The sequence below is a fragment of the Cupriavidus sp. P-10 genome (assembly GCF_003402535.2).
GTDB lineage: Bacteria > Pseudomonadota > Gammaproteobacteria > Burkholderiales > Burkholderiaceae > Cupriavidus.
Window position 1 is genome coordinate 2,386,773 of sequence record NZ_AP025170.1, and the last position, 15,204, is coordinate 2,401,976.

The following is a 15,204-nucleotide window of genomic DNA, read 5'->3' on the forward strand; positions in this document are numbered from 1 at the left end:
GTTCAAAGTGCCGCGATGGCGTCCTGGTAGGCCGCGTAGAGCCGCGCAAAGACTGGTCCGGGGACGCCGGCGCCGATGGTGCGCCCGTCGATCGTGACCACCGGCAGCAGTTCCTTGCTTGCCGAGGACAGCAGCACTTCATCCGCCGCGAACAGGTCCTCCCTGGCGATCCGGCGCGCCTCCAGAGGAATCTCCAGCGCCGCGCAGACTTCTTCCATAAAGCCGTAGCGGATGCCTTCCAGGATCAGGTTGTCCTTGGGCGGCGCCAGCACGCGGCCATCGCGCACCACCCAGACGTTGGACGACGAGGCTTCGGTCAGCCAGCCATCGCGGAACTGGATCGCCTCGGTCACGCCGTGCTCCACGGCATGCTGCGCGGCCAGCACGTTGCCGAGCAGCGAGGTCGACTTGATCTGGCAGTTCAGCCAGCGCCGGTCCTCCATCGTCACGCAGGCCACGCCTTGTTCGCGCATGTGCGCGGGCGGCAGCGCCATCGGATTGGTCATGATCAGCACCGTCGGCACGACTTCCTTCGGGAAGGCGTGCGCACGCCGGGCAACGCCGCGCGTCACCTGGATATAGACCATCTGGTCCGACATGCCGTTGGCACGGACCACGTCGTCGATCACTGCCTGCCACTGCGCGGGGCCGTGCGGGTCGGGAATCCCGATCGCCTCCAGGCTGCGGTGCAGGCGCGCAAGATGCTGCGCACCGCGTAACGGTTTTCCGCCGTAGTACGGGATGACCTCATAGATGCCGTCGCCGAAGATAAAGCCGCGGTCAAGGACGGGGATGCGGGCTTCGGACAGCGGGGTCAGGGTGCCGTTGAGGTGGACGACGGGGTCAGTCATGGGGGCCATTTGGCTTCAGGCGGTGGAGTGAATGAAGAATTCTTTCACACGCGCGCATCTGAAGTTATGCGCATTTTGCATCCACCGCTCGTGAAGTGCTGTGACGCAGGGGAGCCTTGATCACATTCACCCATGCGGGGGTGTTCGCTGCAGCACTTCACGCCGAAAATCAAGGTGTCGTGAGTTGACCCCTCTCGGCATTTCCCGCAGCCCGCCACCGTGCGGGCTTTTTTTTGCATCACCAGAATTGGGGATGCGCGCCGTACCCGCAACGGCGACGATAAGGGCGGGCGGACTGCGACCCGCCCAACGCCACTTCAAGCCCTCGCCTACCCTGGCCGAGGGCTTTTTCTTTTTGTTGGCTCACCGGGTACCGGCGCGAGTACCGGCGCAGGTCACAGCGCGCAAGGCGGCTTGAAGCCTGGCACGGACGCACAGGCGCTTGGCACGGGCAGTTCGGGCCTTTGCACCTCCCCGGGAACGGAAGCATTAACCTCAGCGGCATTGACCGGACAGCGGCCGGTGATTAGCGCTACCGAAGCGAACGGGCCGGGCAGGCATGGCACCACCAACTCGAATCTCGCCAGGCCCTTCGCTTTGGCATACAGGACGCTGCGCCCTGGCATGGCGTCCAGTAACTCGGGAACCAGCATCAAGGTTAGCAGCGAGAATATCGACAGCCAGGCAAACGGTGAAGGCATGGCACGGGTCCCCCGATGGCTTGATGCAACCGCCGTGGTTTCCAGTGTCCTCCAGGCACCCTCCTTTGGCCTGCCTGAGCTGACTCCCTTATGTGTGGTGGCGCACAAACTACGAGCGACCTGCTGCGTGCGAAGCGGCCACTGGCGCTATCTGCCGGTGACGTGCACCGAACCGCCGATTTACCCATGACCGCATCGGTTTCTCAACCAGAAAGTGGAGGAGGATGGCGGCGCCCAACGTGAGGAGCAACAGGAGCGTTGCCTGCAACCAGCCGGGCATGGCGGCCAGATCGGGCAGGCGGGTCCGGACAAATGCGAACAGGTACTGCGGAATCCGCTGCACGATATAGACGCAGTACGACACCTCGCCCAGAAACACCAGCGCGCCCATCGACAGCACGCGCGTCAGCGCGTCCTTTTCATAGGAAAGCGAGAAAATCAGCCCGGCCGCGCCGGCGACGAACAAGGTGTCCACTGCCAGCCAGACAGCGATGGCGCAGACGAGGAGCGAGATGACGGCACCGAGCACGCACCCGTCGTAGTCCGGCATGGCCTCGCGCAGGCGGCACAGCAGGACACCAAGCATGAACTCGGGGAGCAGCCGCGCGACGCCGCCGCTGAGCGAAAGATGCTCTGGCGACGTTGCCTCCACCATCGCAAGCATCGCCAGCGCGCACCCCGCCATCAGCAGGATGCGGGCCTTGTTCATGCGTGGCGCCGCGAGCACGAACAGTGGAAAGCAGACATAGGCAAACCATTCCGCGCTGACCGACCAACCGACGTCATTCCACCCCGCGGCCCCGGCATAGCGCCACGCGCTCAGCAGCAACAATCCCGACACGAATTTCGAAGCCGTGTAGTCGGCGGTTCCGACCACGTTCGTATGCAGCACCACGTCGCGAAGCATTACTGCAGCCGCAAAAACCAGCAGGCAGGTGACGTAGGCCGGGTAGATCCGTGCAATGCGCGCCACGATGAATGCCCGCCAGTCCAGCCGTTCGCCGGGCGATGGCGCGTAATGATAGGCCAGGATAAAGCCGCTCAGGACGAAAAAGCCGTCGACACCGAGATAGCCATGGTCAAAGAACGTGCTGGTGAAGCCGAGGTCGAAGTACACGCCGTCGGCGCCATAGCGATGGAACCAGTGCCTGCACAGCACCCACACGGCAAGCAGCAGCCGCAGGCTTGTCAAAGGTTTGAACTGACGCATACATCCTTCCTCGTAGCCAGGGTTCAATGGCGTAACTGTGCTGCGAGGACAATGGGCGATCGGTGCGGTTGGCGACGAGTTGATGTTTCACGGCCGCATCGGGTCGACGGGGTGATTCCGAGTGCTTGTCGCCCCGGCACAACACCTCTGATTAGAGGGATGCGCGATTCCATGGGCTGTATGACTATCGTCACGGGCGGTTCCGCGACTCGCCCACCACTACTTCAAGCCCTCGACTACCCTGGCCGAGGGCTTTTTCTTTGGTTGGCGCAAACGGGCTGTGGCGCATCCGCAATGCAACAAATCTTTACAACTGAGCCCGTGAAATCCCGCAGGGTTGCCCTAGCCTTTCCCCATGCTTTCCGAAGGAGACGGCCATGCCTTCGTCACGGGACCCATTCAAGTTGCGCCGCCCTGGGCGCCGGACGATGAACTGGCATGACGTCGCCCTGATTTCGGCGGCGTGGATCGGCTTGTGTTTGGGCCTTGGGTGGACGCTTTCCAAAGCGGCCGGGACCTTCGAGTAAGGCTGGCTTGCCCCCTTTTCGAAACAGCGGGGGGAAATAAAAAAGCCGCCCAGGTTGGGCGGCTTTGATTTGCCTTGCGCATTGTTCTGGCGGAGAGAGGGGGATTCGAACCCCCGATAGGCTATTAACCTATACACGCTTTCCAGGCGTGCGACTTAAACCACTCATCCATCTCTCCGGGAAGTCCGCGATTATAGCAGAGTTGCCCGGCGAATCCACAAGTTCGTGCGGCCCTGCCTTAGCCCCTGCGCAAATACGTCACCAGCCTGTCGATAACCGGCGCGTTGCGCGGCGTGAGCAGGCTGACGATGATCGCCACCGCGAAGCCGGCGGGCACGCCGAAGGCGCCGGAGGCGATCGGGTCGACGCCGAACCAGCGGTTGCCGAAGATGCCGGTCATGCGGGTGAAGAACGGGTAGTTGACGAATATGTAGTACACCGCTACGCCAAGCCCGGCAGCCATGCCCGCGACCGCGCCGGCCGCGGTTGTCCGGCGCCAGAAGATGCCAAGTATCAATACCGGGAAGAAGCTGGACGCCGCCAGCGAGAACGCGGCGCCGACCAGGAACAGGATGTTGCCGGGTCGCAGCGATGTAACGTATGAAGCGAACAAGGCAACGCCGAGCAGCACGATCTTGGCCGTGGTGACGCGGCGCTGGTGGCTCGCCTGGCGATCGACCATGTGATAGAAGACGTCGTGCGACAGTGCATTGGCGATGGTGAGCAGCAGGCCGTCGGCGGTCGACAGCGCCGCGGCCAGCGCGCCGGCGGCGATCAGGCCCGAGATGACGTAGGGCAGCCCGGCAATCTCCGGGGCGGCCAGCACGATCATGTCGGGCTGCAGCAGGATCTCGGCCCATTGCACGATGCCGTCGCCGTTGACGTCGCGGATGCCGAACACCGGCGGATCGACCTTGCGCCATTGCACCACCCATTGCGGCAGTTCCGCATACGATGTGCCGACCAGGTGTTCAAAGAACTCGTACTTGACCAGCGCGGCCAGCGTTGGCGCGGACACGTACAGCAGCGCGATGCAGAACACGGCCCAGGCCACCGAGTTCCGGGTCTCCTTGACGGAGGGCGTGGTGTAGAGGCGCGTCAGGATATGCGGCAGGCTGGCGGTACCGACCATCAGGCAGAACACCAGCAACACAAAATTCAGCCGCTTGGTCTTGCGCTCCTGCTCGGACACCGCGGGATACGGCTCGGTGGACGACATCGACTGCCGGCTGCGCGCAAGCGCCTCTTCACGCTGCAGGCTCCACTGCTGCTGCGCGGCGGCGGGATCGCGCGGGAACTCCAGGCGTTCGCGCTCCAGCGCCTTGATGTCCCGCAGCGGCGCATTGCGCGCGCGCAGATCCTGCAGCCGCGCGTCCAGCGTATCTCGCTCCTGCCGGAAGGATGCCGGCAGGCGCGCGATGCGATCCTGCAACAGGATGGCCTGCTGCTTGTAGTACTCGCGCACGGCCTGCTCGGCGGGCTCGCGCTCCAGTTCCTGCTCGCGCGCATCGAGCTGCGCCAGCAGCGTGCCATAGCTGAGCTGCGGCACGGCTTCCTGGTGATGCTTCCACGCGATCATCGACACCGTGACCAGGAAGGCGACGATCATCATGATGTACTGCGCTACCTGCGTCCACGTAACCGCGCGCATGCCGCCCAGGAACGAGCACACCAGGATGCCGGCCAGCCCGAAGAAGATGCCGACGGCGAATTCCACGCCGATGAAGCGCGTCACCACAAGCCCTACCCCCTGGATCTGCGCGACCAGGTAGACGAAGGAACACAGCGAGGCCGCCAGCACCGCGATCGCACGCACCGGCAGGTTGCCGCCGGGCTTGCCGTTGCCATAGCGCGCGGCGAGGAAATCGGGGATGGTGTAGCCGCCGTACTTGCGCAGGTATGGCGCCAGCAGGAAGGCCACCAGGCAATAGCCGCCGGTCCAGCCCATCACGTAGGCGAGGCCCTCGTACCCGGAAGCGAACAGGATGCCGGCCAGCCCGATGAAGGACGCCGCGCTCATCCAGTCGGCGGCAATCGCCATGCCGTTGAACAGCGCCGGCACGCGCCGCGAGGCGACGTAATACTCGTTGAGGTCGGAGGTGCGGCAGATCAGCCCGATGCAGGCATAGATCGCGATGGTGATAAAGAGGAAGACATAGCCAAGCCACAGGGCATCGGCGTTGGAGCGCTCCAGCAGCCCCATCATGCCGACGAAGCCGAACAACCCTAGCGTGAACAGGCCGTAGTACAGCAGCAGCCGGCGGCGGAAGCGCGACTGGGCATCGGGCATGGGCGGCGGTCCGTGGTCGGTGGGGCGCTATCGTAACAAACCCGCCGGCGCGCGGGAACGCGGCGGCGGGTTGGTCGGTTGCACGCTGGCGGGATTATTGGGCTTGCTTGAGCTGGTCCAGGATCGCCGGGTTCTCCAGCGTCGAGGTGTCCTGCGTAATCTCCTCGCCCTTGGCCAGCGATCGCAGCAGCCGGCGCATGATCTTGCCCGAGCGCGTCTTGGGCAGGTTGTCGCCGAAGCGGATGTCCCTGGGCTTGGCGATCGGGCCGATTTCCTTGCCGACCCAGTTGCGCAGCTCGGCAGCAAGCTTGGCCGCCTCGTCTCCGCTCGGCCGCGAGCGCTTGAGCACGACGAAGGCGCAGATCGCCTCGCCGGTCATGTCGTCGGGACGGCCCACCACCGCGGCCTCGGCCACCAGCGGGTTGGACACCAGCGCCGACTCGATCTCCATCGTGCCCATGCGGTGGCCCGACACGTTCAGCACGTCGTCGATGCGGCCCATGATGGTGAAGTAGCCGGTGTCCTTGTCGCGGATCGAACCGTCGCCGGCCAGGTAGAGCTTGCCACCCAGTTCTTCCGGGAAATAGCTCTTCCTGAAGCGCTCCGGGTCGCCCCAGATGGTGCGGATCATCGACGGCCACGGGCGCTTGACCACCAGGATGCCGCCATTGCCGTCAGGCACGTCATGGCCGGTCTCGTCGACGATGGCGGCCATGATGCCCGGCAGCGGCAGCGTGCACGAACCTGGCACCAGCGGCGTCGCGCCCGGCAGCGGCGTGATCATGTGGCCGCCGGTCTCGGTCTGCCAGAAGGTATCGACGACCGGGCAGTTCTCGTTGCCGATGTGTTTGTAGTACCACATCCACGCTTCCGGATTGATCGGCTCGCCCACGGTGCCCAGCAGGCGCAGGCTCGACAGGTCGTATTGCTTCGGATGGATGTTCTCGTCGGCCTCGGCGGCCTTGATCAGCGAGCGGATCGCGGTCGGCGCGGTGTAGAAGATGCTGACCTTGTGGCGCGCGATCATGTCCCAGAAGCGGCCGGCGTTCGGGTAGGTGGGCACGCCTTCGAAGACCACCTGCGTGGCGCCGGCGGCCAGCGGGCCGTAGGCGATGTAGGTATGGCCGGTGACCCAGCCGATGTCGGCGGTACACCAGAACAGGTCGTCGGGCTTGAGGTCGAAGGTCCACTTCATCGTCATCAGCGCCCACAGCAGATAGCCGCCGGTGCTGTGCTGCACGCCCTTGGGCTTGCCGGTGGAGCCCGAGGTGTAGAGGACGAACAGCGGGTGCTCGGCGCCAACGGGCTCGGCCTCGCAGGTATCGGGCTGGTTGGCGCAGACGTCGTCGAGCCAGCGGTCGCGGCCCTCGGTCCAACCGACGTTGCCGCCGGTGCGGCGGTAGACGATCACGCTCTTGACGGCTTCGCAGCCGCCCAGCGCCAGCGCGTCGTCGGCGATGGCCTTCAGCGGCAGCGCCTTGCCGCCGCGCATCTGCTCGTCGGCAGTGATCAGCGCCACCGCGCCCACGTCGACCAGCCGCTCCTGCAGCGACTTGGCGGAGAAGCCGCCGAACACCACCGAATGCGTGGCGCCCAGGCGCGCGCAGGCCTGCATCGCGGCCACGCCTTCGACCGACATCGGCATGTAGATCACGACCCGGTCGCCCTTCCTGATGCCGAGCGTCTTCAGGCCGTTGGCCAGGCGGCACACCTTCGCATGCAGTTCGCGGTAGGTGACGCGCGTCACGGTGCCATCGTCGGCCTCGAACACGATCGCGACCTTGTCGGCGTTGCCGTTTTCAAGGTTGCGGTCCAGGCAGTTGTAGGAGGCATTGAGCTGGCCGTCCTCGAACCACTTGTAGAACGGCGCGTTGCTCTCGTCCAGCACCTTGGTGAAGGGCTTGTTCCAGTGCAGCAGCTCGCGGGCGTGGCGTGCCCAGAAGCCTTCGTAGTCGCGTTCGGCTTCGTCGCACAGCGCCTGGTAGGCCTCCATGCTGGGAATCGCGGCCTGGCTGGCGAACGACTCGGGCGGGTTGAACACGCGGTGCTCGTGCATCACCGATTCGATGGCGGACATAGACTTGTCTCCTGATTTTGGACTGGCTTTGGCTGCCAAGGTACGCCCGACGGCTTACTTAAACCTGACGGTCGGCGGCTGCCGCTTGCGGTGACTGGCCGGTTTCCGTTGTCGCCGCATGCTGCAATGCAGCGGGAAACGTCCTGCGAAACGTCCTGCCATCGGGGGCGAAAGTGCAGCCTTCTCCATTAGGCTAGCACAGCTATAATGCCGCGAGCCGTGCGACACGCACTCACGTGTCCGGGTAGCTCCAACGTAAGGAGCATCGACCTTGTTGGGACAAGGGGAAGGCTTCGGCCGGAACCGTCCAATCCCAACCATTTCTTGCTTAGACGAACCCGGCCGAACAGCTAGGGGGAGTCCGATGTGCAGCGGGACAGCCGGAGAATTGGCTGACCTGCGGCTTGCTTTTTGCTGGATGGATTTCCAGCCATTGCCCAAAGGCGGGGACGCTCGCCTTTGGGCGAGTTCTCTGTAAACGCCCCTCCACGGAGGCGGCGGGCGCCAATGCAACGGCAATTTTGTTGCGAAAACGCCACATAGCTTTCAACCGATCCGGATGGATCGGCGCTACGTTCTTTGGGGCGATAACCGGTGCTCGCAAGAGTCCGCCATCGCCAAGCGCTCGCCCGTACAGGAGCACGCGAATAAGGAAGTGAGGTCCCGGAGCGCAAGCTCTGCGCGTTATGGTTCGGTCAAACACGCCTGTGAGGGCGCTTTGATAGAGAACCTGCTATGCGACTAGCAGTAGCCTAGGGAGACATGCGTCACTGGTAACGGTGGGGTGTGAAGCTCTCCTGACAATGTAGCCCCCGCAAGGGTGCCCACGGATCGTGAGGTCGGTGGGTAGAAAACCGAAGCAGCATCGGTTTAGGAGCTAGGCTGGCTGGTATGAGTAATGAAAGTGAACCGCTGATAAACGTCGTAAGCATTGCTGTGCCAAAGCTGATGATAGGCACTAACCAAAAGGGTACGTGGTTGGATACTTCGGTGGCTCGTCGGAGTACGCTCGCCAAACAACCACCGGCGGAGAGGCGGACTCTAACCCAGTCTTGTAACGCGCAGGGAACGTGGTAAGCCCGTATGGCTGCCGGAGTGCTGTACGACTCAGGCAGGCGAACCGTAAGGAACGCTGTCGGCTGTGCGGGTATGGGAGGTTGGAAAAAGCGAATGCCGGGCTGTAACGGCTCGGATAGGGGTTGAAACATTATCCCACGCGAAAGCGGGCAGACTTCCAACTGGTCTTCTCGTCGCAGGACGGCTGACTAAACTCGCTTGTTTAAATTTTCTTCCCTTGAGGGACAACCTGTCCCTCAAGGGGCATGTTGTCTTTCGATGTTGGGGAAGATCCTCAAGATAGGAGGGCAGCATGGAAGCATTGATCCGCAAGGATGAATCTGCGCCTTCCGGCGTACCGGAAAGATGGGGCGACATTGATTGGCGCCGCGTGGAACGGAACGTTCGGGTGATGCAGATTCGAATTGCGAAGGCAACACAGGAAGAGGATTGGCGCAGGGTGAAAGCCTTGCAAAGGTCCTTGACCCGCTCGTGGTCCGCCAAAGCATCGGCGGTAAGGCGAGTGGCGATGAACCAAGGTGCGCGGACGGCGGGAGTCGATCGCGTAAAGTGGGAAACGTCTGAAGCCCGGTGGGAAGCCATCGGGAGGTTGAAGCGTCGGGGGTATAGGCCACTGCCTTTACGGAGAGTCTACATCCCCAAGTCGAATGGGAAGAAACGCCCTTTGGGCATTCCGACCCTACACGACCGAGCCATGCAAGCGTTGTATCTGCTGGCGCTGGAACCGGTGTCCGAAGGGACGAGCGACCCGAACTCTTACGGGTTTCGGATCAATCGCTCGACTCACGATGCCATGTCTCAGCTATTCGTATCTTTATCCCAGAAGGCCTCGGCCCAATGGGTGCTGGAGGCGGATATCAAGGGGTGCTTTGACCATATCAATCACGACTGGCTGGAGCGCAATGTCCCAATGGACAAAGCAATCCTTCGGAAGTGGTTGAAGGCTGGCGTGGTATTTCAGGGCCAGTTTCAGGCGACCGACGCTGGAACACCACAGGGGGGCATCATTTCCCCGACTCTGGCAAATGTGGCATTGAACGGGTTGGAACGATCACTGAGCAAGGTTCTTGAAGCCAAGTTCGGTGTCAAGAAGACGCGGACGCTGAAGGTACACGTTGTGCGCTATGCGGACGACTTCGTGATCACCGGCAACACGCCGGAGGTGTTAGAGAACGAAGTGAAACCGTGGGTGGAGCAGTTCCTTGCATTACGGGGGCTGACGCTATCAACGGAGAAAACGCGGATCACCAACATCGCCGACGGTTTTGACTTTCTAGGGTGGAATTTCCGGAAGTATTCGGGAACGCTGCTCATCAAGCCGAGCAAGAAGAACGTGAAAGCGTTCTACTGCAAGGTGAAGCAGGTCATCAATGCAAACAAGACGGCAAAGCAGGAGAAGCTAATTCGACTGCTGAACCCGATGCTAAGGGGCTGGGCGCAGTATCACTGCCCGGTGGCAGCGAAGGCGGCGTTCACCCGAATGGAGCATCTGATTTTTCGTGCTCTATGGAGGTGGGCAAAACGGCGACATCGAGGAAAGAACTCAGGATGGGTGCGGAAGAAGTATTTCGCCTCAGTCGGAAATCGGAACTGGGTGTTCGGAACCACTGCTGTGAACAAGGCAGGTGAAGGCTACTGGATGGAGATGTATTCGATTGCGGGTACGCTCATTCGGAGGCACAAGAAGGTGCGGGCGGACTACCATCCGTTCGACCCGGCGCAGGAGATGTATGGCGAAAAATTGCGGCAGGAACGCATGGCAGATCGCATGTCGTACCGAAAGCAGTGGGCAAAGCTGTACGTTTCTCAGCGCGGCTTGTGCGTGGTGTGCCAAGGCGAGCTTACCGACGAGACTGGATGGGATGACCATCACATCGAACCCCGGATTCTGGGGGGCTCCGATGCTCTAGGAAATCGCGTATTGTTGCACCCCGATTGCCATGTCCAAGTTCATCACTACGGCAAAATTGCTGTGAAACCGGTGTTTGAATAAGTTCAGGCGCTTTGTAAAGGCTTGAGCCGTATGCGGGGAAACTCGCACGTACGGTTCTTAGGGGGGAGAGGTCCAGGAATGGATTTCTCCTACCCTCCTATACCTGAACGCGGCGCTTACCCTTGCCACGTCCCCTCCAAGCTTGCACGGCTCGCCGCGCCATCGCGCCACCCGCGATCGTGGCCGCCCGCTGACCGAGGCATCGACCGTGCCCGCCAACACCTCCACCGCAGCCACTACCCCCTCTCAACTTTTCTCCCCGGTCCACGCCCTGTTCCTGGTCGGATCGATGGCACTGGTCGGCAGCAATGTAGGGCTGGGCAAATCGATCATCGCTCATGTGCCGGTGCTGCTGTTCGCGCTGCTGCGCTTTGTCATCGCCATCGTCTGCCTGGCGCCGTGGTACCGGCCCGCGCGCATGCGCCAGGTGTCGCGCGCCGAATGGCTGAACCTGTTCCTGCAGGCGTTCTTCGGCACCTTCCTGTTCACGCTGCTGATGCTCAACGGCGTGCGGCTGACCAGCGCCATGGCCGCCGGGGTCATCACCAGCACCATCCCTGCCACGGTGGCGATCCTGTCCTGGCTGGTGCTGCGCGAACGGTTGTCGCGGCGCACCGTGGCCTCGGTGCTGCTGGCGGTGGCCGGCATCGCCGTGCTCAACATCGCCCGCGGCGATTCGCACGGCGCCGGCGAGAACAGCCAGGCCTGGCTGGGCAACCTGATGATCCTGGGCGCGGTGCTGTGCGAATCGATCTACGTGATCCTGTCGCGCCGCCTCACGCAGACGCTGGCCGCCATCGAGATCTGCGCCTATACCCACCTGATCGGCGGCTTGCTGATGCTGCCGCTGGGGCTGGTGCCGCTGCTGACCTTCGACGCCTCCACGGTACCGGCGCAGACCTGGCTGATGCTGCTGTGGTACGCGCTGTCAGCCAGCGTGTTCTCGTTCTGGCTGTGGATGAAGGGCATCCGCCACGTGCCGGCGCAGTTGGCGGGCGTGTTCACCTCGGTGCTGCCGGTGGCCGCGGCCACCTACGGCATTGTCGTGCTGGGCGAGCAGCCGGGCTGGCCACACGGCGTGGCGCTGGGCTGCGTGCTGGCCGGGATCGTTCTTGCAAGCTGGCCGGGCCGGATTGCGCGCGGCGCCTGGCGCGGCAAGGCGGCCGGCGCGGACCCGGGCGCGGCGAACTGAGCCCCTCGGGCGAGGACCGGTAGCCGCCCTCGGTTACGGTCGGTAACACAGTCCGGTCATCGGCGCTTGGTACAATCCACGCCGACTTTCAACCCGCCGCATTTTCCACTCTTCGCCCCGCCCATGGCTTCCAATCCAATGACCAGGCCGCAGACCATGCGGCCGATCCCGAGCATTATCTTCGCGTCGCGCTGGCTGCAGTTGCCGCTTTACCTGGGCCTGATCGTCGCCCAGGGCGTCTATGTCTACCATTTCCTGGTCGAAGTCTGGCACCTGCTGGCGCATGTGACCGAGTTCGACGAGAACAAGATCATGCTGGTGGTGCTGGGCCTGATCGACGTGGTGATGATCTCCAACCTGCTGATCATGGTGATCGTGGGCGGCTATGAGACCTTCGTCTCGCGGCTGGGCATCGACAACCACCCGGACGAGCCGGAATGGCTGGACCACGTCAACGCCGGCGTGCTCAAGGTCAAGCTGTCGATGGCGCTGATCGGCATTTCGTCGATCCACCTGCTCAAGACCTTTATCGACGCCGAGCAGCGTACCACCCACACCATCATGTGGCAGGTGGCGATTCACATTGCCTTCCTCGCCTCCGCGGTGGCAATGGCCTGGGTAGACCGGATGGTGACGCACCCCGCCGGCGCCCATGCGAAGCCGGAAACACATTGAAGCGAAGCTGAGCTTTTGCTTCACGCAGGACCGCGGCCATGTGCCGCGGTTTTTTATTTTGAGGCGCCAGCGCCTCATTGGAGCCTGTAGACGGATGTATGCAGCCGGGCAGACTGCCCCGGCTCGGTGTATGATTTCGGGCTGTGTTTCACCGCTGCCCACCCCACAAAATGACAGTCATCAAGCAAGAAGACCTCATCCAGAGCGTCGCCGACTCCCTGCAGTACATCAGCTACTACCACCCGATGGACTACATCACCAGCCTGGGCCGCGCCTATGAGCTGGAGCAGAGCCCGGCGGCCAAGGACGCGATCGCGCAGATCCTGACCAACAGCCGCATGTGCGCGGAAGGCAAGCGCCCGATCTGCCAGGACACCGGCATCGTCACGGTCTTCGTCAAGGTGGGCATGGACGTGCGCTGGGACGGCGCAACCATGGGCCTGACCGAGATGATCAACGAGGGCGTGCGCCGCGGTTACACGCACCCCGACAACGTGCTGCGTGCGTCGATCGTCAGCCCGCCCGAAGGCGGCCGCAAGAACACCAAGGACAACACGCCGGCCGTGATCCACTACGAAGTGGTGCCGGGCAACACCGTCGACATCCAGGTCGCGGCCAAGGGCGGCGGCTCGGAGAACAAGTCCAAGTTCGTGATGCTGAACCCGTCTGACTCGATCGTCGACTGGGTGCTCAAGACCGTGCCGACCATGGGCGCCGGCTGGTGCCCGCCGGGCATGCTGGGCATCGGCATCGGCGGCACCGCCGAGAAGGCAATGGTGATGGCCAAGGAATCGCTGATGGAATCCATCGACATCCAGGACATCATCGCCCGCGGCCCGAAGGACTGGGTCGAGGAACTGCGCGTCGAGCTGTATGAGAAGGTCAACGCGCTGGGGATCGGCGCGCAGGGACTGGGCGGCCTGGCCACCGTGCTGGACGTCAAGATCATGGCCTGCCCGACGCACGCCGCGTCCAAGCCGGTCGCGATGATCCCCAACTGCGCCGCCACCCGCCACGTGCACTTCACGCTGGACGGCAGCGGCCCGGCCAGGCTGGAAGCGCCGGACCTGTCGCAATGGCCGGAGGTCGAGTGGGCACCGAACACCGAGACCTCCAAGCGCATCGACCTGAACACGCTGACGCCGGAAGAAGTCGCCTCGTGGAAACCGGGCCAGACCCTGCTGCTCAACGGCAAGATGCTGACCGGCCGCGACGCCGCGCACAAGCGCATCGCCGACATGCTGGCCAAGGGCGAGAAGCTGCCGGTGGACTTCAAGAACCGCGTGATCTACTACGTCGGCCCGGTCGACCCGGTGCGCGACGAAGCCGTCGGCCCGGCCGGCCCCACCACCGCCACGCGCATGGACAAGTTCACCGAGATGATGCTGGCCGAAACCGGCCTGATCTCGATGATCGGCAAGGCCGAGCGCGGCCCGGTGGCGATCGAGGCGATCAAGAAGCACAAGTCGGCCTACCTGATGGCCGTCGGCGGCGCCGCCTACCTGGTGGCCAAGGCGATCAAGGAAGCCAAGGTGGTCGGCTTCGAAGACCTCGGCATGGAAGCCATCTACGAGTTCGACGTCAAGGACATGCCGGTGACGGTCGCCGTGGACAGCGAAGGCACGTCGGTGCACAAGACCGGCCCCGCCGAGTGGCAGGCCAAGATCGGCAAGATCCCGGTCGCCGCACTGTAAGTCTGGCGAGGCGGTAGAATTTGCCGTCGCGCTCGAAAAAAGCCGGGTTCCGACCCGGCTTTTTTTCTGCCTTTCTATTCTGTTGTCTGCTGCAGCCCCGTGAACCCCTCCCCCATCGGCGTCTTCGATTCCGGCCTTGGCGGCCTGTCCGTTCTGCGCGAGATCCGCGCGCAGCTGCCGCATGAATCGCTGCTGTACCTGGCCGACTCCCGCTACGCGCCCTATGGCGAAAAACCCGAACGCTTCGTGCAGGCCCGCACCCTGCAGGCGTGCGAATGGCTGATTGGCCAAGGCTGCAAGGCGCTGGTGATCGCCTGCAACACGGCCACGGGCCACGCGGTGGAACTGCTGCGCGAGAAGCTGGCGGTGCCGATCATCGGCGTCGAGCCGGGCCTCAAACCCGCCGCCGCGGCCAGCCGCAGCAAGGTGGTCGGCGTGCTGGCCACCGCCAATACCCTCAAGAGCAGCAAGTTCGCGCGCCTGCTGGCATCGATGGAAGGTGAAAGCCGTTTCCTGTGCGAGGCCGGGCTGGGCCTGGTAACGCTGATCGAGCAAGGCGACATTGACGGCCCCGCGGTGCGGCAGCGGCTCGATGCCTACCTGACGCCGATGCTGGAAGCCGGCGCCGACACGCTGGTGCTGGGCTGCACCCACTACCCCTTCCTGGCCGGCACGATCCGCGACATGGTCGGCGACCGGCTGGCGCTGGTCGATACCGGCAGCGCCATCGCACGCCAGCTCGCGCGCAAGCTGGCCGAACACGGCCTGGCCGCCGCGCCCGATGCCGCGCCGCACGACCGGTTCGCTTCCACCAAGGATGCCGCGCACCTGCGCGCGATGGCCGCCACGCTGCTGCAGGTGGAGGCCAATGCGGAAACGGTGGTGATCGAGCCGGCGCCGGCCTGCTAGCCGGCGCC

The 15,204-nt window shown here is 63.6% G+C and carries 10 protein-coding genes and 1 tRNA gene; 5 read left to right on the forward strand and 6 right to left on the reverse strand.

The window, feature by feature from the left end; all coding sequences use genetic code 11:
• Positions 1-2: 2 nt before the first annotated feature.
• The 6 genes from CTP10_RS10995 to acs all read right to left on the reverse strand — a co-directional run bounded on the left by CTP10_RS10995 (position 3) and on the right by acs (position 7,656).
• Positions 3-851, reverse strand: coding sequence for a D-amino acid aminotransferase (locus CTP10_RS10995; protein ID WP_116321949.1), 849 nt, complete (start codon positions 849-851; stop codon positions 3-5).
• Between the two features lie 395 nt (positions 852-1,246).
• Positions 1,247-1,552, reverse strand: a complete 306-nt coding sequence (locus tag CTP10_RS11000; RefSeq protein WP_147316263.1) for a hypothetical protein — start codon at positions 1,550-1,552, stop codon at positions 1,247-1,249.
• Between the two features lie 109 nt (positions 1,553-1,661).
• Positions 1,662-2,762, reverse strand: a complete 1,101-nt coding sequence (locus CTP10_RS11005; protein ID WP_116321948.1) for an acyltransferase family protein — start codon at positions 2,760-2,762, stop codon at positions 1,662-1,664.
• Between the two features lie 614 nt (positions 2,763-3,376).
• Positions 3,377-3,467 (reverse strand) — tRNA-Ser (locus CTP10_RS11010).
• 60 nt (positions 3,468-3,527) lie between these two features.
• On the reverse strand, positions 3,528-5,579 hold the full coding sequence (locus tag CTP10_RS11015; RefSeq protein ID WP_116321947.1) for a sodium:solute symporter family protein: 2,052 nt from the start codon (positions 5,577-5,579) through the stop codon (positions 3,528-3,530).
• A 94-nt stretch (positions 5,580-5,673) separates the two neighbouring features.
• Positions 5,674-7,656 carry an acetate--CoA ligase gene (acs, locus tag CTP10_RS11020; protein WP_271815187.1) on the reverse strand — a complete coding sequence of 661 codons (1,983 nt, stop codon included), beginning with the start codon at positions 7,654-7,656 and terminating at the stop codon, positions 5,674-5,676.
• Positions 7,657-9,025: 1,369 nt separating this feature from the next.
• On the opposite strand from acs, the gene ltrA reads away from it, so the two are divergent.
• The 5 genes from ltrA (at position 9,026) to murI (ending at position 15,196) form a co-directional block, all read left to right on the forward strand.
• Positions 9,026-10,726 carry a group II intron reverse transcriptase/maturase gene (gene ltrA / locus CTP10_RS11025; RefSeq protein ID WP_116322213.1) on the forward strand — a complete coding sequence of 567 codons (1,701 nt, stop codon included), beginning with the start codon at positions 9,026-9,028 and terminating at the stop codon, positions 10,724-10,726.
• A gap of 208 nt (positions 10,727-10,934) precedes the next feature.
• Positions 10,935-11,918: a DMT family transporter gene (locus tag CTP10_RS11030; RefSeq protein WP_317919905.1), complete on the forward strand. Its 984-nt coding sequence runs from the start codon at positions 10,935-10,937 to the stop codon at positions 11,916-11,918.
• Positions 11,919-12,041: 123 nt separating this feature from the next.
• Entirely contained in the window at positions 12,042-12,593 is a 552-nt protein-coding gene (locus tag CTP10_RS11035) for a TIGR00645 family protein (protein WP_116322214.1), read from the forward strand.
• A 170-nt stretch (positions 12,594-12,763) separates the two neighbouring features.
• Positions 12,764-14,287 carry a fumarate hydratase gene (locus tag CTP10_RS11040; protein ID WP_116322215.1) on the forward strand — a complete coding sequence of 508 codons (1,524 nt, stop codon included), beginning with the start codon at positions 12,764-12,766 and terminating at the stop codon, positions 14,285-14,287.
• Positions 14,288-14,386: 99 nt separating this feature from the next.
• Entirely contained in the window at positions 14,387-15,196 is an 810-nt protein-coding gene (murI, locus tag CTP10_RS11045; protein WP_116322216.1) for a glutamate racemase, read from the forward strand.
• Positions 15,197-15,204 lie beyond the last annotated feature (8 nt).

Coding starts and splice junctions, on each gene's coding strand:
- CTP10_RS10995 (WP_116321949.1), bottom strand. CDS start 851: ATGACTGACCCCGTCGTCCACCTCAACGGCACCCTGACCCCGCTGTCC.
- CTP10_RS11000 (WP_147316263.1), bottom strand. CDS start 1,552: ATGCCTTCACCGTTTGCCTGGCTGTCGATATTCTCGCTGCTAACCTTG.
- CTP10_RS11005 (WP_116321948.1), bottom strand. CDS start 2,762: ATGCGTCAGTTCAAACCTTTGACAAGCCTGCGGCTGCTGCTTGCCGTG.
- CTP10_RS11015 (WP_116321947.1), bottom strand. CDS start 5,579: ATGCCCGATGCCCAGTCGCGCTTCCGCCGCCGGCTGCTGCTGTACTAC.
- acs (WP_271815187.1), bottom strand. CDS start 7,656: ATGTCCGCCATCGAATCGGTGATGCACGAGCACCGCGTGTTCAACCCG.
- ltrA (WP_116322213.1), top strand. CDS start 9,026: ATGGAAGCATTGATCCGCAAGGATGAATCTGCGCCTTCCGGCGTACCG.
- CTP10_RS11035 (WP_116322214.1), top strand. CDS start 12,042: ATGGCTTCCAATCCAATGACCAGGCCGCAGACCATGCGGCCGATCCCG.
- CTP10_RS11040 (WP_116322215.1), top strand. CDS start 12,764: ATGACAGTCATCAAGCAAGAAGACCTCATCCAGAGCGTCGCCGACTCC.